This window comes from Candidatus Hydrogenedentota bacterium, assembly GCA_013359265.1.
Taxonomy (GTDB): domain Bacteria; phylum Hydrogenedentota; class Hydrogenedentia; order Hydrogenedentales; family SLHB01; genus JABWCD01.
In genome coordinates this window covers 1-23,267 of the sequence record JABWCD010000022.1, presented here as the reverse complement: position 1 = coordinate 23,267, position 23,267 = coordinate 1, and the positions used below count along the sequence as shown (strand labels likewise).

20 protein-coding genes are annotated in these 23,267 nt (G+C 59.7%); 7 read left to right on the top strand and 13 right to left on the bottom strand.

Annotated features, from left to right (window positions below):
* Positions 1-424 precede the first annotated feature (424 nt).
* The 4 genes from HUU46_17955 to HUU46_17940 all read left to right on the top strand — a co-directional run bounded on the left by HUU46_17955 (position 425) and on the right by HUU46_17940 (position 5,778).
* Positions 425-1,384: a substrate-binding domain-containing protein gene (locus tag HUU46_17955; GenBank protein NUM55537.1), complete on the top strand. Its 960-nt coding sequence runs from the start codon at positions 425-427 to the stop codon at positions 1,382-1,384.
* Positions 1,384-2,892, top strand: a complete 1,509-nt coding sequence (locus HUU46_17950; protein ID NUM55536.1) for a sugar ABC transporter ATP-binding protein — start codon at positions 1,384-1,386, stop codon at positions 2,890-2,892. Before HUU46_17955 ends, HUU46_17950 begins: the two co-directional genes overlap by 1 nt.
* Entirely contained in the window at positions 2,876-3,850 is a 975-nt protein-coding gene (locus HUU46_17945) for an ABC transporter permease (GenBank protein NUM55535.1), read from the top strand. Before HUU46_17950 ends, HUU46_17945 begins: the two co-directional genes overlap by 17 nt.
* 125 nt (positions 3,851-3,975) lie before the next feature.
* Positions 3,976-5,778, top strand: coding sequence for a redoxin domain-containing protein (locus tag HUU46_17940; protein ID NUM55534.1), 1,803 nt, complete (start codon positions 3,976-3,978; stop codon positions 5,776-5,778).
* A gap of 204 nt (positions 5,779-5,982) precedes the next feature.
* Here HUU46_17940 and HUU46_17935 read toward each other — a convergent pair whose 3' ends face one another.
* The 5 genes from HUU46_17935 to HUU46_17915 form a co-directional block, all read right to left on the bottom strand.
* Positions 5,983-7,548, bottom strand: a complete 1,566-nt coding sequence (locus HUU46_17935) for an aminotransferase class III-fold pyridoxal phosphate-dependent enzyme (protein ID NUM55533.1) — start codon at positions 7,546-7,548, stop codon at positions 5,983-5,985.
* A 74-nt stretch (positions 7,549-7,622) separates the two neighbouring features.
* On the bottom strand, positions 7,623-8,387 hold the full coding sequence (locus HUU46_17930) for a glycosyltransferase family 2 protein (GenBank protein ID NUM55532.1): 765 nt from the start codon (positions 8,385-8,387) through the stop codon (positions 7,623-7,625).
* Positions 8,384-9,421, bottom strand: a complete 1,038-nt coding sequence (locus HUU46_17925; protein NUM55531.1) for a DUF1080 domain-containing protein — start codon at positions 9,419-9,421, stop codon at positions 8,384-8,386. Before HUU46_17925 ends, HUU46_17930 begins: the two co-directional genes overlap by 4 nt.
* Positions 9,422-9,526: 105 nt before the next feature.
* The gene (locus HUU46_17920; GenBank protein NUM55530.1) at positions 9,527-10,321 is read right to left on the bottom strand and encodes a class I SAM-dependent methyltransferase; all 795 of its coding nucleotides are present in this window, start codon (positions 10,319-10,321) and stop codon (positions 9,527-9,529) included.
* Between the two features lie 71 nt (positions 10,322-10,392).
* Positions 10,393-11,412, bottom strand: a complete 1,020-nt coding sequence (locus HUU46_17915) for an alpha/beta fold hydrolase (protein ID NUM55529.1) — start codon at positions 11,410-11,412, stop codon at positions 10,393-10,395.
* 129 nt (positions 11,413-11,541) lie between these two features.
* Between HUU46_17915 and HUU46_17910 the strand changes: the two genes are divergently transcribed.
* Entirely contained in the window at positions 11,542-11,892 is a 351-nt protein-coding gene (locus tag HUU46_17910; protein ID NUM55528.1) for a hypothetical protein, read from the top strand.
* Between the two features lie 130 nt (positions 11,893-12,022).
* Entirely contained in the window at positions 12,023-13,345 is a 1,323-nt protein-coding gene (locus tag HUU46_17905; GenBank protein NUM55527.1) for a P-loop NTPase, read from the top strand.
* Between the two features lie 100 nt (positions 13,346-13,445).
* Here the strand turns inward: HUU46_17905 and HUU46_17900 are convergent, their stop codons facing one another.
* From HUU46_17900 to HUU46_17875, 6 genes are all read right to left on the bottom strand, one after another.
* On the bottom strand, positions 13,446-14,645 hold the full coding sequence (locus tag HUU46_17900; GenBank protein ID NUM55526.1) for an alanine--glyoxylate aminotransferase family protein: 1,200 nt from the start codon (positions 14,643-14,645) through the stop codon (positions 13,446-13,448).
* 33 nt (positions 14,646-14,678) lie between these two features.
* On the bottom strand, positions 14,679-14,897 hold the full coding sequence (locus tag HUU46_17895; protein ID NUM55525.1) for a hypothetical protein: 219 nt from the start codon (positions 14,895-14,897) through the stop codon (positions 14,679-14,681).
* Positions 14,884-15,156: a BrnT family toxin gene (locus HUU46_17890; protein NUM55524.1), complete on the bottom strand. Its 273-nt coding sequence runs from the start codon at positions 15,154-15,156 to the stop codon at positions 14,884-14,886. Before HUU46_17890 ends, HUU46_17895 begins: the two co-directional genes overlap by 14 nt.
* 383 nt (positions 15,157-15,539) lie before the next feature.
* Positions 15,540-16,898, bottom strand: coding sequence for an isocitrate lyase (aceA, locus tag HUU46_17885; protein NUM55523.1), 1,359 nt, complete (start codon positions 16,896-16,898; stop codon positions 15,540-15,542).
* A gap of 14 nt (positions 16,899-16,912) precedes the next feature.
* Positions 16,913-18,529, bottom strand: coding sequence for a malate synthase A (aceB, locus tag HUU46_17880; GenBank protein ID NUM55522.1), 1,617 nt, complete (start codon positions 18,527-18,529; stop codon positions 16,913-16,915).
* A 371-nt stretch (positions 18,530-18,900) separates the two neighbouring features.
* Positions 18,901-19,506 carry a hypothetical protein gene (locus HUU46_17875; protein ID NUM55521.1) on the bottom strand — a complete coding sequence of 202 codons (606 nt, stop codon included), beginning with the start codon at positions 19,504-19,506 and terminating at the stop codon, positions 18,901-18,903.
* A 150-nt stretch (positions 19,507-19,656) separates the two neighbouring features.
* On the opposite strand from HUU46_17875, the gene HUU46_17870 reads away from it, so the two are divergent.
* Positions 19,657-20,562 carry a LysR family transcriptional regulator gene (locus HUU46_17870; GenBank protein NUM55520.1) on the top strand — a complete coding sequence of 302 codons (906 nt, stop codon included), beginning with the start codon at positions 19,657-19,659 and terminating at the stop codon, positions 20,560-20,562.
* A 1,669-nt stretch (positions 20,563-22,231) separates the two neighbouring features.
* On the opposite strand, the gene HUU46_17865 is transcribed toward HUU46_17870, so the two are convergent.
* Together HUU46_17865 and HUU46_17860 are read right to left on the bottom strand one after the other, a co-directional pair.
* On the bottom strand, positions 22,232-22,843 hold the full coding sequence (locus tag HUU46_17865) for an SAP domain-containing protein (protein NUM55519.1): 612 nt from the start codon (positions 22,841-22,843) through the stop codon (positions 22,232-22,234).
* Between the two features lie 117 nt (positions 22,844-22,960).
* A partial coding sequence (locus tag HUU46_17860; GenBank protein NUM55518.1) for a hypothetical protein occupies positions 22,961-23,267 on the bottom strand: 307 nt, incomplete at its 5' end.

The following is a 23,267-nucleotide window of genomic DNA, read 5'->3' as shown; positions in this document are numbered from 1 at the left end:
AGCGGTCCAAGAATCTGGCTCAGAAGGTCACACAGTGCGGATGGAAGCATTTGACGTTTCTCCTCTTCTCGTTTCCACCTATTTCGATTGGCCCCATGCCAACAGGGAATGCCAGTCAACTCTTGACTAACTTCCACTTCTTAACATATTACCACAAACCCCCGGTATCGTTACAAGCAAAAAAATTCTGAATTAATCGAATTAATTGACTATTTTGCGTAGTCTAAAACTCCAATGGCCCTGTCTCGCCGGGCCGTACTATGCAAGTCCCAATAAAACACTTTACAAAATGCCGAATCTGGCTTTCAAGCCGGGCTTCGGCCAGGCAGGCCGGGTTGCCACGAAACGTCGCCGCCCCAAGGTACGTGGTTGCCCTCCGGCGCGGTTCCAAAGTAAAGTATCGGCGTTGAGGGGATCCCGGGGCATGCGCTTTCCAATTCTTACAGTTCTGACTATCTTGGCCGCGATCACGAGCTGCTCGCCCACTCCTGGTGAGCCGGCAGCGGGCGCAGTGGGGGAGCCGCCGCCACCGGCCTCGGCATCGAAGACCGTTGGCGCGTCGCTCCTCACGCAGGGACACCAGTTCTATCGAGACCTCGTCGCGGCAATGGAAACCGAAGCAAAGAAACAAGGGTATTCGCTGCGCATCCAGTACGCCGAGTTCCAGAGTCCCAAGCAAATCAACCAGATCGAAACCTTCGTCCAGCAGGGCGTGGATGCGCTCATCGTCGCGCCCTGTGATTCGGCGGGCATCGCGCCAACGATTAACGATGCCGCGTCCAAGGGTATCCCCGTATTTACCGCGGACATCGCGGCACACAACGCAAATGTCACGTCGCACATTGCGTCCGATAATGTGCTCGGCGGAAAGCTCATCGGCGAGTACCTTGCGAAGCTCCTGAACGGCAAAGGCAATGTCGCGATTATCGACAACGCCGAAGTCGCGTCCGTTCAAGAGCGCGTCGCCGGTTTCGAGGAAGCGATCAAGGGATATCCCGAAATCAAGATCGTGCAGAAAGCGCCGGGTTACGGGCGCCGCGACAAGGCCATGCGCGCTGCGCAGGACGTTATCCAGGCGCAGTCCGATCTGAACGCGATATTTGGAATCAACGACGATTCCGCCCTTGGGGCGCTCGCCGCGCTCGAATCCGCGGGCATGCAGGATAAGGTCATTATTGTCGGCTACGACGGCACGCCGGAAGCGCGTGATGTCATTCGGTCGGGTAGGGCGCTGAAGGCCGATACCGTGCAACACCCGGAAGAAATCGGCAGAATCACCATCCAGACGATCGCCGATCATTTCGCGGGAAAGCCCGTGCCCAAAATCGTTCCGGTGCGCGTGGACATCATTGACAAGGCGTCGCTCGACGCGGAGCAGAAATAATGACCGAATTTGTTCTCGAAATGCGCGATGTGACCAAGCGGTTTCCGGGCGTCGTCGCGGTCAAGAACGGCAACCTCGATCTGCGCCCGGGCGAAGTGCATTGCCTCGTCGGCGAAAATGGCGCGGGCAAATCGACGCTGATGAAAATTCTCTCCGGCGCGCAACCGCTCGACTCCGGCACGATTCGACTGTCCGGCGAAGAAGTACACATCCATTCGCCGCACCACGCGCAGCAGCTTGGAATAAGCATGATCTACCAGGAATTTAACCTTAGCCCGTACTTGAGCGTCGCAGAGAACATTTTCCTGGGCCGAGAGCCCCGCATTCCGAAAACCCCGTTCATCAATTGGAAGAAGATGTATGCAGACGCGCGAGAGATTCTCGGGCGCATCCGCGTGAAACTCGATGTCCGCAAACCGGTGAACGAGTGCAGCGTCGCGCAGCAGCAGATGGTCGAAATCGCCAAGGCGATTTCGTTCAATTCGAAGATCATCGTAATGGACGAGCCGTCGGCCACATTGACCGACCACGAGCTCGAAGCGCTGTTCGAACTCATCAAGGAACTTAAGCGCCAGGACATCGGGATGATCTACATCTCGCACCGGCTCGAGGAGATTTTCGCAATCGGCGATCGCGTCACCGTAATGCGGGACGGCGAGTACATTGCCACGAAACCGGTGACCGACGTCTCGCGCGAGCACATCATCCGCATGATGGTCGGGCGCGAACTGACGCACGAGTTTCCGAAGGAAGTGTTCGAACGCGGCAAGGAACGGTTGCGCGTCGAAAGCCTGTCGCGCAAGGGTGCGTTCAACAACGTGAGCTTCAGCCTGCACGAAGGCGAGATTGTTGGCCTGACCGGCCTTGTCGGCGCGGGCCGGACCGAAGTCGCCCGCGCGGTCTTCGGCGCGGACGCGATCGATGCCGGCACAATTACGCTCGACGGCAAGACGATTACCGTGAAATCGCCGCAGGACGCCATTCGGCAAGGCATCGGACTGCTAACCGAGGACCGCAAAAACCAAGGATTGATCCTCGGCATGTCCGTGCGCGAAAACACGACACTCGCGAACTTGCGGTCCCTCGTGAAGTGGCTGTTCGTGAACCGCGCAAAAGAAAAGCAAATTACGGGCTCTTTTGTGAAGGAACTGCAAATCAAGACGCCGACCATCGAGCAGACCGCGCAGAACCTCAGCGGCGGGAATCAACAGAAGGTCGTACTCGCGAAATGGTTGTTTACCGAGTCGAAGATTCTAATCTTCGACGAGCCGACCCGCGGCATCGACGTAGGCGCGAAAGTCGAAATCTACAAGCTCATGAACGAGCTCGTGCGCAAGGGCGTCTGCATTCTCATGATTTCCAGCGAACTGCCGGAAGTCCTCGGCATGTGCGATCGCATTCTCGTGATGCACGAGGGGCACATCGCGGGCGAACTTTCGCGGGCGGACGCCACGCAGGAGCGTGTCATGCACCTCGCGACGGGGCAGCGCCTTGCAGACGTCGCGTAATCCCGCGCGCGCCTTTCTCCTTTCGTACGGTTTCCTGATCGCCGCGCTGGTCCTCGAATGCGTTGCCTTTGAGTTGCTCGCGCGCAGACAAGGCATCAAACCGTTCCTCTCCATTGACACGCTGCTCCTCGTCCTCAACCAATCCGCCATCTACGGTGTTGCTTCCGTCGGCATGACCTTCGTCATCGTCAGCGGCGGCATCGATCTCTCCGTCGGATCGCTCATCGCGTTCGCGGGCGTGGTCTGCGCATCGGTAACCAAACAACTCGGCGCGGGCTGGGACGCGATGCTCGTAGGCTGGTGCGTGGCGCTCGCCGCCGGTGCCGCGGCAGGCAGCGTTTCCGCACTCTTCATCACGAAATTCCAGATACCCCCGTTCATCGCCACGCTCGCGGGGATGAGTACGATCCGCGGACTTGGTTTTCTTATTGTCCAGGGAAAGCCCGTGTTCGACGTTCCGGAGCGCTACACTTTTCTCGGCCGCCACATGATCGCGGGGACCATTCCGATTGGCGTTCTGATCCTCCTCGCGATATTCGTTGCGGGCGCCGTATTGCTCAATCAGACCCGGTTTGGCCGGCACGTCCGCGCGATCGGCGGTTCGGAAGAATCGGCGCGCTTGAGCGGCGTGCCCATCGACCGCGTGAAATGGGCCGTCTACTGCATGTCCGGCGTGTTCGCGTCGCTCGCGGGCCTCATGCTCTCTTCAAAAATGAAAAGCGGCGACCCCACCGTGGGCGTCGGCGACGAACTGCAGGTTATCGCCGCCGTTGTCGTCGGCGGCACCAGCCTCGCCGGCGGACGCGGCACCATCGCCGGCACCTTCCTCGGCCTGCTCATCATCGCCGTCCTCGCCACAGGCCTAACATGGATAGGCATGGAAAGTTTCGGGCAGCAGGTAATTCTGGGAATTGTGATTCTTGCGGCAGTGCTGCTCGATCGACTGAAGCGGACATAGAGTTTCCGATCGGGGAATGTGCCGTCCACGCTCCCGAAAGCTGACACTCGCTCCTGATTCCTCTTGCGAGGTCTGATATGACTTATCTATGATTGCGATCCGCCCGGGAGAGTGGAGACGCGACTATGTCTTTTCCTGAACCGCCGGCGCTTGGCAGAATTCCGCGGCCGTCCGATACGGGGCTGGCCGTCGCGAGCCTGATTCTCGGCCTCGTGTCGATTCCCACAGCGCCCTGCCTGGTAGGCGGAATCCTCGCAATCGCGGGCGTCGTAACGGGCGCCGTCTCGCTGTCGAAAAACGCGGAAGGGCGCCCCATGGCCATTATCGGCTGCGTCTTGTCGGTGATCGGACTGCTTTCCACGGCCGCTGCTGTGATCGTTGGGTTTCAATTTGCTACGAAGGCGTTCGACGAGATGGGCCAAATCGCGCTGAAGGAGGACCATGCAGAATTGGTCGGGGTCCGAGCGCCCCAGCTTGAGCTTCAAACACTCGAAGGCGAGTCGATTGCACTCGCCGGCCTGAAGGGCAAACGAGTTGTCATTGACGTTTTTCGTTCGGGGGACCCCGATTGCGAAGAACAAGTCAAAAGCCTTAACGCACTCTTCGCGGATGTAAGCCCGGACCAAGTAGTAATTCTGGGGATCGCCGCCAAAAGACAAAGTGATATGGAGGCATTTGGCGACAGCCGGCCGAAATACAAGGTCGCTGTCCTCGAAAGGCTGCCGTGGCCATTCGATGAAACCATCTGGTACCCCACAACGTTTTTCATCGACCGCAATGGAGTAATTGACGCGGTAACGGTCGACAACCAGCCGGTGGAAACACTTCGCCAGCTTGCCACCGCGCCCGATTACACCGATGCGCCCGCCGAAGTTTCACCGGCAGTCGAAGTAACGCTCGATCCGGCGGACGGTACCCTGCAATTCTCGCAAGCATGGTCGATTCGATTCGACAATCCGCAGGCAATGTGCGTTGCTGACTGGAACGCCGACGGATTCTCAGACGCACTGATCGTCGATCACGATCCCGCGCTTCATGTCGTCGACGAGAACGGCGCAGAAATTGCCGCGGTTCCCCTGCCCGAGGGGTTCCAAACCGTCACCGAGATCGAGGCCGGAGTTCATAAAGACCATGGACTGCGGCTGCTCGGGCTGTCTCGGTGGGGCAACGCCGTACACGTTTCGGACTCCAGCGGCAACGAAGTGTGGAAATACAAATCGATGTGGGGAATCAACGGCGCGCATTGGGGCGACTTGGACGGCGACGGCAGCGACGAGATGATCGTGGGAATGAATGGCTTCAGTGGTTTGCACGCCGTAAGTTCGGAGGGAAAACGGCTGTGGACCGTTCGGTCCATCGGGAATGTTTGGACGCAGGCGGTGATTGGCGCCACAGCCTCGAATCCCGCCCGGGTTTTTGCAACCGAGGCGGGAGGTCAGGTGTACGTATATGACAACAGGGGGAACACGATTCGCGCGATCCGGCCGAGGGGACACTACTACGCGACTATGTCCGCGACGGTGGTCGACAGCACCGAACGAGTGCAGATACTCGCGATCGGAGACGAATTGGGCAACTCGGGCGCAAAAGCGCTTGCGTTCAACGAACGAGGGCTCGTCGCGTGGTCAACGCCAATACATACAGGCAGGGACGCGATGCGCAGTCAGGTATTTGCGTCGGGCGACGCCGATGGGGATGGGGAACAAGATTGGATACTGAAAAGCCCGGGGCAGGGATTGATCGTCGTTTCGAGCGACGGGCAGGCCAAAGGGACGCTCCCGTTCCAAGGCAGACTTCTCGGTTTTGGCGTGCTGAACGGAAAAGAGAACCATGCCTTAATCGTCACGCTCGCGTCGGATGAACTCACGGCATACCGTGTTGAGCTTACGCCCGAGTCCGCGGCGGCGGAACGTGAGGGCGCAGAGTAAGCCTTGGCCGCGTCACGTTTTTCGGATACCACGTCCTCGGGCGCGCCGCGCGAAAAGCGAGGAACTGCCTTCAGTAGGGTTTGCGCGGCGATTCTCATCTGGCTGCGCGTGGTCCTTAGTCCCGGCTGGTACTCTACGTTTGCGTACTATGGACACACGGGAAGCACGAGCACGACAAACGGTACGAATTTCAGACTCACGACACTAGCGCCCGACTTGGTTAAGTGCGCTTTCCATTCGCGAAAGCACCATATCCACGGCTTCGTATCCCGCAATCAGTGGAAGTTTTGTAAGGGCGCTGGGCGGGCACCCCGCCTTGTAAGTTTGCACGCTGACGTCCAGCCCTGCCCCGCTCAGCAACTCGGCAAACTTCTTCGCTGACGCCAGATCGTGAAAGTAGACGCCCGCGAGGTGACGGCGGCCCTCGATCGCGGCGACGACACGCTTGTGCTTGTCTCCAAGTTTGCGCAGCCTCGACTCGTAATACTCCCCGACGGCGGAGGTAACCCTCGCGTTCGCTTGCGCCCAGCGCATCGTAATGAGATACGCGAGCGATGCGAGTTCTTCCTGACCGTTCGTGACTAACGCCCCGAACTGCGGCAGGTTGTCATATTCGCTATTGAACAGAATGCGCGACGCGCAATACTCGCCGCCCGGGAAGCCCTTCCCCACCGCCACAAACGTCGGCTTTACGCCGTACTCCCGATAGAGAAACATCTCCGGGCTCCACACGCCCGTCTGTATCTCGTCAACTACGGTCGGGACATCGTGCTTCTTGCACAGCGCGTACATGCGCCGCACAAACCTCGGATCGAGCGTTTTGCCGGCGTAGTTCATCAACACGATCTCGTGAAACAACCCCGCGATCTTGTACTTCCCCCGATCGAACTCGTCAAACACCCATTCAAGCTCGACGGTGTGATTGGGCCGCACGCCGCGCACGGCGAACAATCCGCGTCTCTCCAAACCCTCCCGCATATCGCGCCACATGCCGCGCATAATCTGCGTCATCATTGTCGTGCCGTGGTAATTCGCCTCAATACCGCCTTCAAAGTCGCCGATCACCACGATGACCGGCGTGCGCCCCCCGTACCTCGGCTTATGCGAGTCGGCCTGCGGCTTGTAGAACCGCGCGAGAATCATTTTCAGCGCCGCCTCCGCCGCGAGGCTGCCGGTTTCGAGGTTGAGCACGCGGTTCGGCGACGACGGTTTCTTCGCGCGCAGCAACCGCGTAAACGCCGCGCGGCTCGTACCGTCTTGCCCCGCCGCGGCGCGCACCAATTCCTCCTCCAATAACCGCGTGATGTGGCCTCGCGTGTTGTTGTGCGTTGCGTTCGGAATGCCCAGTTGCCGGGCGATATCAATCAGTTTGTATCCGGGAAACGAATGCCCGAGCGGCGCGTGGTAATGCTCGCTTTTCGCGATGAAGTGCAGCGATCCGCTCTCGCCGACGCGGTAGTATCCGAAACCCGCCAATGGCGCGTGCGCGACCTTCGTTACCGGCTGGAAGCCGCGAGTGCCCGCGCCGGTTGCGCTCCGGTCCAGCGTGCGCGACACCGCGCGGCCCACTCGAGGGAGCAGTTCCAGCAAACGTTCCTGCATCTCCCGTGGAAAGAAACTGATGCGCCGCGTCGCCAGCGCGCGCAGCGATTGTGGCGGGTCTTCGGTCAACGCCGCTCGCGCCGCCGTCACCGCGTTCACGTAATCCGGGCCGACAATATCGGCCAGGCTCAATCGGACAGGAATGAATTTGGTCGTGCGCGACTGCATGAGAAGCTCTCCCCCATCCGCAATCTTACCCCGCCAAACGCCGGAGATCGAATCGCGTCAATCGCGACTTGGCTTCAGTCGTACGCTCCTTTGCGCAGGTTATGGCGAATCGTCAGTAAGTCCCGCATCGTTGGAAACGCATCGCGCACCATGCGTACGCGCGTGTCCGGGCTGTTAATCCAACGCACGGGCATTTCCACAATTCGCAGGCCGTGGCGCTGCGCGATGCAGAGCAATTCGACGTCAAAGCTGAACCGATCGAGCGTTTGGCGCGTAAAACAGATTTCCGTTGAACGCGCGGTGAACGCCTTGAACCCGCATTGCGTATCGCGCATGCGAGTCAGCCCCAACGCGAGAAGCAACACATTAAAGAGACGCCCAACGTGTTCTCGGACCCAACGCTGGTGCACGAGGACGTTCGCGCCCTGCACCATGCGGGAACCAATCACTATGTCCGCGCCACCGTCAATAAACGGAATCGCCTTGTCTAGTTCGTCAATCGGAGTCGATCCGTCCGCGTCGAAGAACAACCGGATGTCACCCTTCGCCGCGAGCATGCCCGTGCGCACCGCGTATCCTTTTCCACGGTTCTCGCGATACGAGATAACCTGCACCGCCGGGAAACCCGCACGCACGATCTCGGCGGTGGCATCCGCGCTGCCATCGTCTACGACGATGATTTCGGACGCGTGCGATTGCCTGACGAGATACGCGTGGATGTCGATCAACGTCGCGCCGATGCGCGCCGCTTCGTTGTACGCGGGAATGACAATCGATAGGCGCGGGACGGCCGTCAATCGGCCCTGCCCCGTATGTACTTCCGCCGCGTCCGCCATCATTCCTGAATCGGCTGAATCCAAATATTTCGGTATTCGACCGGATCGCCGTGGTGTTGCAGCAGTAGCGGGCCGGTCGGCGCTTCGACCTCGCTTACGCCGCCGGGTGTCGCATTCGGCAGCTTAAGGCGGTCGTGGACCAGTACTCCGTTGTGTAAGGCCGTCAGTTCCGCGTCCGACGTCTTCTTGCCTTGCGCGTCGAACTTTGGCGCGTGAAACTCGATGTCGTACGTTTGCACTGTCAGCGGTGGAAGTACGGCATCCGCCAGCGGCGCCGCGATTTTGTAGATGCCGCCGCATAAATTGTTCTGCGGCGCCGCGCCAAAACTGTCGAGCACCTGAATCTCGTACCGCCCCTGCACGTAAACGCCGCTGTTTCCGCGCGCCTGGCTGCCCACGCCTTCGTTCGGCATATACGGCGTAACGAACTCTAAGTGGATTTTGCAGCTACCGAACTCCTGCGTCGTGATCAATCGCGGATTGGAAACCTGCATGCCGCCCTCCGCCGTGCGCCCCCATTTCGGCGGATCGGCGATCCACGCATCGAGTTCTTTTCCCGGCGCCAACAACACGATCGCACCCTCCGGCGGCGCAGCCCCGAGCGATGGCGGCTTCACTTGGACGCGCTTCAACTCGAAGGCGGCAGGAGCGCCCGACTTCCTGCTAGGCTTAATCGTACCCTTCTTGCTCTCCCGTCCCGGAGTAAGCTCTCCCCTCATCGTCCCTTCGTTTGCCGTCGCGGTGACAAAGTACTCGCCATCAAGCGATACGACGCCGGTGAACGCGAACGTCTTGTCCTGATTATCGTCTGAAATCTTTCCCTCACCGTCCACCGTGTCTTTATCGAACACGGTCAGGACACCGTCCCACATGCCGGACTTGACTCCCCATATCTTCGCCTTGAGGGTTCTGGATTCCCAGCCCGGCGTCGTAAACTTGCCCTCCCAGATTCCCATCACGCCGTCGTCGTCCGCAGCGATGGCCTGCGTAATCGGCAACGACGCAAATAACACCAGTAGACGTAGAATGCATCTCATTGGATTGCACCTCATATTCCGTTCTTGCGTCCCCCGCACGGTCGAGAAACACCCGAAGTCGAGATTGTATCAGTCGAACGGAACCGACATAAACCGCCGGACAGCTTACTCGGAACTGCTCGGGGTATCGGGCTTGCGAAGCACGAACCGCACGTAGTGCGCGTCGCCCGATTCAAAGGCGCAATACAACGGCGACCCTTTTACGGCGGCAAACATCTCGAACATCTGCATGCGCCGCTTGTGGACCCTTGCCTCAATAAATGCGCGCTTTCGCTCGTCGTCCGCATCCAAGGCCAGCATCACGCCAGGGTTGAGACACTCCTCCTCTATCATCTCGAACCCGGGCCGCAACAAGTCTTCACGCAATGCATCGATCAGACCGGCATGCCGAAAATCCGCGAAAAGCATGTGCCCGCCAGGACGCAATACGCGGAACGAATGCGACACAAAACCGCGCATGTTCACGTAGCAATGCGAAGACTCGACGTTCACTATGGCGTCGAACGATCCGTCGGACTGCTTCAGGCGTTCGGCGGAGCCGACGGAAAATGTCAGGCAGGGCCGCTTCCAGTACGCCGAGCAGAACGCCACGGACGACGGACAGAAATCCATGCCGTGAACCAGGCGCGGCCCCAGGTATTTGGCAATGTACGCCGCGCCGCCGCCGCGCCCGCACCCCACTTCCAGCACGTCCTTATCGCGCAAGTCCACGCCGGACACCACGCGATGGTAGAGTTGCAGCGCATGGCGGTCGGGTTCGTCTTCCGAGTCGAGCGGCATGGATGGCGCGCGCGTTTCCGGATCTATCCAGCCGTAGTTCATCAACCGGACTTCGTGATCCCGAGCGTCGATGGTATTGATGTAGTGATACTGCGCGAGCGCCGTGATTCGCTTGGACATGCCGGCGAGTCGCCATGCAATTCTTGTGCGCTCTCGCTTCGCCCACTCGCGAAATCCGGCCATGCTTCGAGTCACTCTCCGTCGTGTGCCCAGTCGTCGTACAGTTGAAAGAACCGAACAAGCTGCTCCTCCGCCCAGTACCGTGCGCGAAACGGCGTGCCGTGCACGAATCCCACGTGCCCCCCGCGTTCGGTGAACAACGGATGGAGACAGTCGGACAAACTGGCGGTTTCCCGCGGAAGCGTTGAGGCGGGATTGAACGGATCGTCGGCCGCGCTCAGCAGCAGCAGTGGTATTTGCACCTTGTCGAGAAACTGCCCGGAACGCTGCGATCGGTAGTAATGGTCCGCATCGCGAAATCCGTGCAGCACGGCGGTTCCGTAGTTGTCGAACTCGACGAGCTTCCGCGCCGCCCTCACGCGCGCAATGTCGACACATCCGGGATACTGTCGCTCCTTCGCGATTGCCTTGCCAATGAGACCCCGAAGAAAATGGCGCGAATAGAACCCGCCCATGACACGATCGATGTTCGGCCCGGAAACGGTCAGATCGAAAGGCACCGAAACCACCGCCGCCGAGCAAACGTTTGACGGCACCGCGTCCGCCGATTCGCCCAACCATTTGGCCAGCACGTTGCCACCGAGCGAGAACCCGGCGAGATGCACGCGTCGATACGCCGACGCGACACGCGCCGCTACGAATGCAAGGTCCGTCGTCTCGCCGGAATGATACAGGCGTCGCGCTCGGTTCATTTCCCGGCTGCACCCGCGAAACTCCATCGTGACCGCCGTCCAACCGATGGCATGAAGCTTCTGATGCATGCCAAGGATGTACTTCGATTCGGCGCTGCCCTCCAGCCCGTGCAGCAAGAGAACCGCCGGCTTTCCGTCCATGCCGTCCGTGATATGAAGGTCCAGGAAGTCGCCATCGGGTGTGTCGACGCGCTCGATCCGCCGGGAAACGCTCGGCGTGCGCCGGAAAAGCGGCGCCCAGACGGTCTGCGCGTGCGCATTGCGTAACCACACCGGCGCGGTATAGGGGTGCGCGAGCAATGCTTCCATCGCTCGCGCTTTGCGTTCGGATTGGGACACACGAGTGGATGCGCCTCTTTGTAGTGACAGACTGCTCACAGCGGGTCGAGCGTAGCATGTGCCGCCCCGCGTTGCCAGTGGTCGAGCCAAGCAGGTACGATACTTCGGTTCTAACTCGGAGTGTCTACGATGCTCAGTATCTGGATGGGTGACTATACGCATCCTCCGGCGCAACCCTTGCCAGCGGCCGACCGATCCGCGCAGGAAGACGCGCGCGCCCGCGTTCGCGATTTGGAGCATGAAGTCGAGCGGCTCAAATTGCTCAGCCAGGCCCTCTGGGAGTTGCTCCGGGAAAAGTTGCAGGTCAGCGACTCCGACCTTGAAAAGCGCATAAACGAGGTCGACATGCGAGATGGCGTAAAGGACGGCAAGATGACGACCGTGGCGCTGAAATGTCCGACGTGCAGCCGCGTGTCGTCGTCGAAGCATTGGAAGTGCCTGTACTGCGGACAGGAATTTGAGAAGCCCGTGATGGGTTAACCGTACGGGACGTTGTCGCGAAGCCATGGAGTGACAAGGCGGGCACGTGTGTCCTCTTGGTCACTTACGTCTCGTAGTTTCTTTTGCCCCTGACGCTCAGAACATATTCGCTATTCAATAAGGGATACTCATGCTCGATCAAGCCGTCATCCTGAATTCCATGCGCCACATCATCGATCCTGACCTCGGGCGCGACATCGTATCGTTGGGATTCATCAAGAACCTCAAGATCGAGGGCGGCGACGTCAGCTTCACCGTTGAACTTACCACGCACGCCTGTCCCGTGAAGGATTCATTCAGAACGCGCTGCGAAGAGGCCGTGCGCGCGTTGCCGGGCGTCACCTCCGTCACCGTCGCGATGGGCGCGATGGAACGCAAAGAACGCCCCGGCTCGGGCATCAATACGCTCGAGAACGTCAATGCGGTAATCGCCGTCTCCTCGTGCAAAGGCGGCGTCGGCAAATCCACGGTCGCCGCGCACCTCGCGCGCGCGATGGTCCGTGAAGGGCTCAAAGTCGGTCTGCTCGACGCCGACGTGTACGGCCCGTCCGTACCCACGCTTTTCGGCATCCACCAGCCAAACGTCTCGATGCTCAATAACATGATCCAACCAATCGATGTCGAAGGCCTGAAGGTCATGTCGCTCGGTTTTCTACTCGGCGATCAGCCGGCCGTCCTGCGAGGGCCAATCGTCTCCGGTTACATCACCCAGATTCTGCGCCAGACCGGCTGGGGCGAACTCGACTATCTCGTCATCGACATGCCGCCCGGCACCGGTGACATTCAACTCACGATCGTGCAACAAGCATCGCTCGACGGCGCGATTATCGTGACTACACCTCAGGCGCTATCGCTCGTGGACGTCGCGCGCGGTATTCTGATGTTCGAAAAAGTCGCCGTACCCGTGCTCGGCGTCGTCGAGAATATGACTTCGTTCCAATGCCGCGACTGCGGAAGCGTCCATCATCCCTTCGGACGCGGCAAGAGCACGCTGCAGGAACGCTTCGGATTGCAGACGCTTGCCGAACTCCCCATCGTCCCCGGAGTCTCCGACCTCGCGCGGCCCGACGCCGGCGCGGAGATCGAGGAATTGGCGCGGCTTGCGGAAAACGTGCACCGCGCCATCGGCAAGAGCCGCATCGAAACCGAAGCCCGGCCCGAGGTGTCGTACGCGGACGGCTACATCCATATTAAATGGCCCGACGGCGAGGAGGACGACATTCCGCCCTACAACCTGCGCTGCGCCTGTCCCTGCGCCGCATGCGTCGACGAATACACCGGCCAGCCGCTGCTCGATCCAAACTCAATACCCCGCGACATCCAACCCCAATCGATCCAGCCCCTCGGCAACTACGCCGTCTCCATCGCCTGGTCCGACGGCCACTCCTCCGGCATCTTCGCCTGGGATTTCCTGCGTCATTTCGCGCAACGCCTCGCGCAAGCAAACGCATAGCCGGCACGCAGCTTTCCAGTAGCGCCCGGCTTCCGTGTGGGTCCGTCATGAAGAAACGCAAACGAGTGACTATTTGCGGCCTTCGGGTCTTTTGCGTCCTTTACGTCCTTGGCGGCACCCCCGCCCCCTCATACACTGCCTTCGCCTCCGCAACCGCTACGCCCGATCGAATCGGCGCGTCCATGGCGCTCAACACCGCGTCCATTGCCCCCAAGCACGTATACACATTCTTTGAGTTCGACGCATGCCCCATCAGCCCCACGCGCCAGATTTTCCCTGCCATCGCGCCAAGACCCGCGCCAATCTCCAGCGAATAATCCTTCAACAACGCCGCGCGCACAGCCGCTTCGTCGACGCCCTCCGGCACGCTCACCGCGTTCAACTGCGGCAAGCGAAACTCCTCGCGAACCACGAACTCGAGCCCCATCGCCTCGAACCCCGCGCGCAACGCCTGATGGTTGCGCGCATGCCGCGCCCACGCGTTTTCGAGTCCCTCTTCCTGCAAGATTACGAGCGCCTCGTGAAGGCCGTAGAGCAAATTGATTGGCGCCGTGTGATGGTACGCGCGCTTGCCTTCGCCACCCCAGTACGCCATTACTAACTGCAAATCGAGAAACCAACTCTGCACTTTACGGGTGCGCGCCTTGACCTTTTCGATCGCCCGTGCGCCAAAGCTCACCGGCGACAATCCCGGCGAACATGAAAGACACTTCTGCGATCCCGAGTACACCGCGTCTACGCCCCATTCGTCTATCGTCACGGGTATTCCGCCGAGCGACGTCACCGCGTCCATAATCGTCAGCGCGCCGTACTGTTGCGCCAACGCCACAATCGCCTTCGCGTCCGACCGCGCGCCCGTGGACGTTTCCGCGTGCACAAACGCGACGATCTTCGTCTCCGGGTGCGCCTTTAGTGCCGCTTCGACCTTTTCCGGATCGACCGGCTCACCCCACGTGTCCTGCACCATGACGGCGGTGCCGCCGCAGCGCTCGACGTTCTCCTTCATCCGCCCGCCAAACACGCCGTTCTGGCATACCACGACGGTGTCTCCCGGCTCGACGAGATTCACGAAGCAACACTCCATCCCCGCCGACCCCGGGGCCGACACCGCAAATGTCATCTCGTTTTGCGTCTGAAACGCATACTTCAACAACGCCTTCACCTCGTCCATCATCCGAATGAACTCGGGATCGAGGTGCCCCAGCGTGGGACGAGCCATCGCCGCCAACACCCGCGGATTTACATCGGAGGGGCCGGGCCCCATGAGCGTGCGTTGTGGAGGGTGAAAGGAATCAATCATTGGAGAGAATCCAGCTTTCGATCGGGTAACAGGCTACCGTGTTCTTGTACGCGATTTCCCTCGCTGCCGCAAGACCGCGCGCAAGGCTTGATTCACCGAATGATCCGAAGGGAACTCTGCGGCCACGTCGGGACTCAGGATAACGAGATTTGCATGCTTACGGTACTTCTCGAAGTGCATGCCCCGAACGCCCTTGCCAAGGTGTTCGCGTTCGTATTCGTCCCGCATCTCGTCATCTTTAGCCTTCTTCATACAACCGCCTTTCGCGCCGCGTAGCATATCGCGCACTGATTATCCTGGTAAACGGCCCATTCTCGACATGCACTACCGCAAGGAGCAGGCCATCGATCGAGTAGCCAAAAGTAACGTATTGAGCTTCCTTATCCGAGTGTTCCAAATCGGGAAAGGCGACCGCAAACGGATCGCCGAATGCCGATAGCGCCTGATGAAAAGTCACACCATGTTTCGCATAATTTCTGCGCGCCTTTGCCGGATCCCACTCAAACACTATTCGGAAAATCTTCCAATACGCTCAATATCTCTTCGAATGGCGACATCGAGCGGAATCCCATTGACGCGGTGGGCCTCTATTACCCTTTCGTGGACGGCCGCAAAAACTGCCGCAGGTCCCTGACGCTGCCAATATGCGATATCGAAACTCCTATCAAGGTCTTCGATCTTCCCCTTGCGTTCCGTAGCCCGACCGGTACCAGATATCATTGTTTTTCCTCGCATTGCGCTCACCCCGGTACTCGTCATCGGCTCGCGCCAATTATGCGACGAAATCTCACGGCCTTGCACGGTTTTCAACTCATCAACGGCAACGCCCGGCACAAGGCCGGGCGTTGCTTCCCCTCGGACTGCAAGACCAGGGTTGGTCTACACGAGACTCGATCAGTGTTTGCCGTTGCCGCCTTTTTCGAATTGGGCTTCTTCGGTCGAGCCGTCGAGGGCGGTGACCGACGACGCGCCGCCGGAGATGGCTTCCATGATGCGGTCGAAGTAGCCGGTGCCGACAAACTTTTGGTGCGTGGTGGCCATATAGCCGCTGCCTTTTTCGTACTTGAACTCTTTTTCCTGGAACCGCGAGTACGCCGCCATGCCCTCAGTTTTGTAGCTGCGCGCCAGGTTGAACATGCCCAGGTTGAGCGAATGGAACCCGGCAAGGGTGACGAACTGGAATTTGTATCCCATCGCGCCCAACTCGCGCTGGAAGTGCGCAATCGTGCCTTCGTCGAGGTTGCGCTTCCAGTTGAATGACGGCGAGCAGTTGTAACTCAACAGCTTTCCCGGGTATTTCGCATGAATGCCTTCCGCGAACTTCTTCGCCTCCTCGAGATTCGGCGTTGATGTCTCGCACCAGATCATATCCGCATACGGCGCGTACGCGAGACCGCGTGCTATGGCCATGTCCGTGCCGCCCTTGATCGTGTAAAAGCCCTCCGACGTGCGGTCACCGGTGAGGAACGGCCGGTCGCGCGGGTCGATGTCGGACGTGAGCAGCTTCGCCGAGTCCGCATCCGTGCGCGCAACGAGCAGCGTTGGCACGCCGCAGATGTCCGCGGCGAGGCGCGCGGCGATCAACTTCACAATGAATTCCTGCGTGGGCACAAGCACTTTGCCGCCCATGTGACCGCACTTTTTCGCGGACGCAAGCTGGTCCTCGAAATGTACGCCCGCGGCGCCGGCTTCGATCATCGCTTTCATCAGCTCGTGCGCGTTCAGCGGCCCGCCGAATCCGGCCTCGGCGTCTGCGATGATCGGCGCGTACCAGTATGGCCCGTGCTTGCGGCCGTCAAGCACCTGGATTTGGTCCGCGCGGCGCAACGCATTGTTGATCTTGCGCACAACCGCGGGCACGCTGTTACACGGATACAGACTCTGATCGGGATACATCTGGTCCGCGAGGTTGGCGTCCGCCGCAACCTGCCAACCGCTGAGGTAGATCGCCTGCAGCCCGGCTTCGACTTGTTGCACGGCCTGGTTGCCGGACATCGCGCCGAGCGCGGGAATGTATTCCTCGGTGTGGAGCAAATGCCAAAGCCGCTCCGCACCCATTTCCGCGAAGGTGTAGTCAATCTTGACCGTTCCGCGGAACCGCAGTACGTCCTCCGCGGAATACGGACGAACGGTGCCCTTCCAACGCTCGTCGTTTTCCCAACTCCTTCGCAACTCGCGCGCTTCGTCCCGATCAATGTCGTGACGAATCACGCGTTCTTCAAGTGCGACGGCCATTTCCTCGACTGTTCTCATGGTTGCTGCCCTCCTCAGTCCAACTGCTCGTATGCCCGCAAGGTCAAGAATTCTTCCAACTGCTCATTCGCAATGATTTCGTCAAACATGCGCGCGGCCAACTCGTACTTTCCGCCGGAGTACCGCGTATCGCCGACTTCGATGCGAATCTTCTCCAACTCTTCCTTCACAATCTGGCGAAAAAGCTCGATCGTTACTTTGCGCCCGTCGTTCAGCACGCCGCGCGGGTTGTGCACCCATTGCCACACTTGAGCGCGCGAGATTTCCGCCGTCGCCGCGTCTTCCATGAGGTTGTACAACGGTACGCACCCCGTCCCGCGCAGCCACGCTTCCATGTATTGAATGCCCACACTCGCATTTACGCGCAGGCCGTGCTCCGTAATCTGCCCCTCGGGCATGGCAAGCAAGTCCGCCGCGGTCACGTTGACGTCCTCCCGCATGCGATGAATCTGGTTCGGCGTTTTCATCACCTTGTCGAATTCTTCCATCGCGATGGGAACAAGACCGGGGTGCGCGACCCACGTGCCGTCGTGACCGTCCGTGGCCTCGCGCGTCTTGTCCGCGCGCACCTTCGCGAGCGCCGCCTCGTTTGCGGCGGGGTCGTTCTTGATCGGTATCTGCGCCGCCATCCCCCCAATCGCGTGCGCGCCGCGGCGGTGGCACGTCTTGATCGCGAGCAACGAATAGGAGTGCATGAAATGCGTGGTCATCGTGACCTGCGCGCGATCCGGAAACACGCGTGCCGGATGGTTCTTGAACCGCTTGATGCAACTGAAAATGTAGTCCCACCGCCCGCAGTTCAGCCCCGCGGAGTGTTCGCGCAGTTCGTACAGGATTTCGTCCATTTCGAACGCGGCGGGAATTGTCTCGATCAGCACCGTCGCCTTGATCGTACTGCGCGGGATGCCCAGTTCGTCCTGCGCCAGACAAAACACATCGTTCCACAAGCGCGCTTCAAGATGGCTTTCCAGCTTCGGAAGGTAGAAATACGGGCCCGTTCCGCGCGCGATCAGGTTCTTCGCGTTGTGGAAGAAATACAGTCCGAAATCGAAAATGCCTCCGGGCGCCGGCTTCCCGTCGACAATAAAGTGCTTTTCGTTGAGGTGCCAGCCGCGGGGACGAACGAGCAGTGTCGCAATAGTCTCGTTCAGTTTGTAGGATTTGCCCTCGGGGCTGCGGTATGTGATTGTGCGATCAACCGCATCGCGCATGTTGATCTGGCCTTCGATGGTCCCGTCCCACGTGGGCGAGTGGGAGTCCTCGAAATCGGCCATGAACATCTTCGCGCCGCTGTTCAACGCGTTGATGACCATCTTGCGATCGACCGGTCCGGTTATCTCGACGCGTCGGTCCTGCAGGTCCGCGGGCGTCGGCGCGATTGTCCAATCGCCGTCGCGAACGCTATTGGTCTCGGGTAAAAAGTCGGGAAGCTGGCCCGCGTCGAACGCGCGCTGGCGCGAGGCGCGCCGGGCCAACAATTCCTGGCGGCGCGGCTCCGCGAGCCGAACCAGGCGCGCCACGAAACGCAGCGCGTCCGGGGTGAGGATGGATTCGAAGTCCGGCGACAGGGACGCGCGGATGGCGATTCCTTCTTTTTGGAGCAGATTAAGCGACCCGGTAGCGACGGCCATACGAGAATTGCCCTATGTGTTCAGCCCCGCCCTCCGGGGCGCGACAAACTTACCAGTAGGTAGGCTATAAGGCAAGGCAATTGTTTCAATGGTTACTATTGATGAAACTAATAGTCCCGGATTCCCCCGAGCAACGTGCCGCTGCGCGGGACAGGCTCCGTCACGGGCCGTTTCAGCACCGGCCGAACTGGTGGCCAATACTGGCTGGTGAGGCCGTTGTGGGGACAACCCCCGGCGCGACCACTGTTTTCGGTGGTGCGAACCGCTAGTGGTCTGCGTCATTCGAATTTGGCGGTCCCAGTCACGAGAAATGCCGCCCGGCACGGAGACCGGGCGCTACAAACATCAACAAAATCGATTGACGGGAACCGCTAGTCGGCCGTAATGCTGATGTCGTCCACGCTCATGTTCGAGTTACCGTCGCCGGTACAACGGTTCTTGAATTGCACCTTGTGCCGTTGGCCGTCCGCGAACTGATCGAGGTTCTTTTGGACCAACGTGTACGAACTGTAGCCGGTGTTGTTTTCCTTGACCTTGAACACCTTCTGCCCGTCAACGAGCACTGTCAGCGAATCCTTGCCGTCCGGGCTCGAATCGCCGATCCAGAGGTAGAACCGCAGTTTGGCGCTGCCGCCCGACGGGAACTTTACGTTTTGCGTCAACGATCCTTTTTCGACGAACGTGTCCGCGCCGCCGAACCATGCCCAGTACACGCCGGTGCGCGGTAGCGCGGTGCCTTCTCCATCGCCGCAGGGTACTTCGCTTGGGGAGGAAACGATGCAGATCGGCGTGCCGAAGTTCGTGGACTTTTCCTTCCAAAAACCGGAGTTGCGCCCCGCCTCGAAGCTGCCGTCTTCGACCTTGTTGTCACCGGCGACGGCGCCATGGTTTGGCGCGGCGACGAGGACAGCAACCGCGATAAGGGGCAGCACCCAGCGCATGACGTTATTCATTTTCCGGAGGGGCTTCGCGTTCATGTGATACTCCTGATCTGGCCCACTTTAGGGGGCGCGACTTCCGCCGAGCCGGCCGGATGAAGCCCACTCGCCGATCCCATTATGCTAGTGAAACTATACGTGATGTAACGCCCAATGGGCAAACCCGGTTTTTCCGGGCGGGAGCCGACCATGCCGTCGCCGAACGTTCGCTATAAACACAACCGGCTTCTACAGTTACGCGGATTCTGCCACGCCGCCCGAACGGGCAGCATGTCAAAGGCCGCCGAGAAACTATACCTATCGCAACCGTCTGTATCACTCCAGGTCCAGGCGCTCGAGCGCGAGCTGGGCGTCAAACTGTTCGAGCGCCGCGGTCCCAGGATCGAGTTGACGCCCGACGGGCAACTCCTTTTCGAGTTGGCGCGGCCATTGGTCGACGGGATTGACGCCGTCGCCGACGACTTCCGCGCGCGCCGGCAGTCGGTGGACCGGGGGCGCGTGGATATCGCCGCGGGCGGGTCCACGATTCTCTATGTGCTGCCCAAGTTTGTCGAAGCGTTCGTCAAGGCGCACCCGCGAATCGAACTGAAAATCCACAACGTCACCGGCCAGGCCGGGCTTGCGCTGCTGCGCGACCGCGAGGTGGACTTCTGTGTCGGCCCATTGCTCGAGATTCCCGGCGATATCGCGTTCCATCCCATCGTTTCATACGAGCCCCTGCTCATCACCGCGCTCGACCACCCGCTCGCGAAGCGCAAGCGCGTCACCCTCGCGGACATCAGCAAGTTTCCGCTCATTCTGCCGCCGCGCACCTTGAGCACGTGGCGCATCGTTGAAAGCGAATTCACCAAACACGGCCTGCCGCACAACGTTAAACTCGAAGTTGGCGGCTGGGAAGTGATCAAGACCTACGTCGAGCTCGGCCTCGGCATCTCGATCGTCATGAGCATCTGCATCACGGGCGACGAGAAACTCGCCGTCATCCCCGTCAGCAAGTGGTTTCCCAATCGCACGTACGGCGTCGTGCTCCGCAAAGGCCGCGCCGTCTCGCCGCAGGCCCGGCGCTTCATCGAGATCATGGGCCCGGCGGTGTAGCTCCGGTCGTATTGGAGTGGGACGCCTGTTATTTGTTCTTGCCGTCGTTAGGCCCGTGCCTGGCTCCCTTCAATCCGGCGAGGTACCGCACATTCGCCTATCCCTATGCCCGGCGTGTTGCACTTTGGATTGACCACGGAGACACCCTCCTTCGCCGAAGCGGCTTCAGAGGATTGGCGGAGAGCACGGAGCGATACGGGGAAACGGGAATGATCGGTCGCGAGCGATCGCAGAGTGGATTTGGGAAACGAGGGTGATTCGCTTGACTGCGATAGGTGGGCAAGGACACTCTCGAAGAGGCGCGCTTGCGAAACGACCCCTGTTTGGTTGACACGCAATCGCGCGTAATGCGAAGAGCGGGGAAGTCGCGCGAGCGGGGTTGTTTGCGAAACGAGGGGTTTTGCTGGAAAGTCGCAGATTGCAGATGAATCAGTCAATATAGGACCTCTGTCCACAGATTTCAAAGATTACGTAGATTAAGAACTGTTTGCGGGTGCAGGGAGGCGAGCGGTGCAGATTGCGGCGATGCGGATCAGGCATGTGTTGTCGGATTCGCTTGTACGAAACGGCGGTGCGTGAGTGTGGTAACGGGCAGCGTGCGGAGGGTGCAGCGTCTTGTTCACGGGAGCGGCCTCTATTTCCCGTGCCCAGCGCGTTGCACTGGGATGGTCGCGATGCGCCACGAATCTCGACGAGGTGTCTTTGCGAGTTTGGGTCGAATTGATTGCGCTTGTGTATCTGTGTTGGAGTACTGTAATTCGTAGTCTGTCCCTGAATTCCCCTGAATTCCCCCTGAATTCCCCCCTAAACTGCTCTGTCGCAATTCACGAATCTGCGTGGCTACGAGAACGGACATGACTCGGTCTCGAAGCCAAATACTCGATTACGCGCACGAGCACGAGAAGACGGCTGCACGCGCGTATTTGCAGAGCCGTCAATTGTGAGTTTACGCAATTAATGCAATTGCGCTAGACGATTTACTGTCGGCGTGAGGCGGAAGGTCCTTCGTGTCGTCTTTCGGACCTCAGACTGCGTAAAATAACAGGTGGCTGTCCCTAGTTATTCCACGCTTTCGATGTATGGGTAGATACGGTTGATCGGTAGTTGGGCGGTGGCATTTGTGCTCACTGTTGCTTGACCGTCGCCCCAGTATTCCTCGCCGAGCCAGTTCACGCCTGTGTAATAAGCTTCGCATGAGTAGGCACCCGTCGTAATTCCGTTCCAGGTAACTTGTCCGCTGCTGTTTGTGTAGCCTTCCGTGGAGCCGCCCCCGGGGCTGTAGCGTACGACGCGAGCGCCTGATGCTGTCGACCCATTGGCATTGCGGACAGTTACCACAAGGTTGCCGGTGGCGCCAAAAGCATCCACAGCGAGAATAAGTGACACAAGACATGTACGACGCAAAAGCTCAATCTTTGTCGATCCCAGCAATGAGTGCCGCATGAAAAGATACCCCACATGAACAACAGTGTTCAGTTCGCACCAAACTTAACGATCTGTAGCAAGCCGTCGTGGGTGCAGGCCCGGCATCAACCCCATTTTGGGCCTACATAGTCAAGAAGCTAGCACGGTCGTCTTCGGCAGTCAATAATGCCAATAAGCAAGATTCCAGAAGTCGCAATAACAGGATGGAGGGCCCAACAGGTACTGACCCTCCATCCTCTGTAGTCTACGCTACTGGCACGAAACCGCCCGTAAGGAAAATTTTACCAAAGACCAGAGCCAAGGCCAGTTCCTGGATACCGTACGTCGTGTTCTCGTGGGCACTTTCCAGAATGGCGTTCCCACGCAGATGACGTAGGGCATACATCGCGAGTACCAAGTTCCGCAGATACTGAGGCCCGTCCAGGATCGGAAAACCGGTGCTGTTCTGCGGCGATGAGTCGACACGCACAAAGCGATGCGCGGAAAAGAACTCATCGAGCTCGTGCCGTTTCTTCTCGTATGTGTTGGCTGCGAGTGCAGCGAACTTTGTTGCGAGTTCCTCCTTATTTCCGGTCTGCGAGGCGCCGTATTCGCGCAGAATGCCCTTCAACTGGTCGGATGTACACGCGGACGTCGGGAATCTGGCGACGTGGAACGCCTTCACGCGCGACGCGTCCACCTCGGCGGGTGCGACGGGCGTGTCCACCGGCGTCACGTAATTCAACGAAGGAAACGACGGCCCGCCTGCGTTACGTTCGACCATATCGGTGAGTTTATCCATCGTGGTCTGGAACACGTACTTGCCTGTGTCCGTGCGCCAGCGGTCGGCAAACTCCGCCGCGGCTTGTCTCTTCAAAAGACTGCCGCCGAGGTCTGGACGGAATGTAAGGTTGTTGCCGCGTCGAGCCACGTGCCAAAGGGTAATAACAGAATAACAGGGGAATAACAGGGGACAGCCACCTGTTATTTGCGGTCATTTCGTGGTCTTCTTTGCCTTGGCGGTTTTTTTGTGCCAGCCTTTGGGGCGGCCCGGTGGGAGCGCGCGCAGGCGGCGGCCGAGTTTGGTTTCGAGTTTGCTGAGGAAGGTGTCGCCAGCGAGGGGGCGCCCGGTCTGCGTGCGGACGCGGAGTTGGCGGACCATACCGGGGTCGAGACGTTCGACGAGCGCGGCCTGCCAGTTCGTCGCGTCCCTCTTGCGCGCCCAGGCGGTCAGGTCGAGCAGGCCCGACGCGTCGCCCTGCCCCAGGTGTGCCGCGGCGCTTGACCACGGGTAGCGCCAC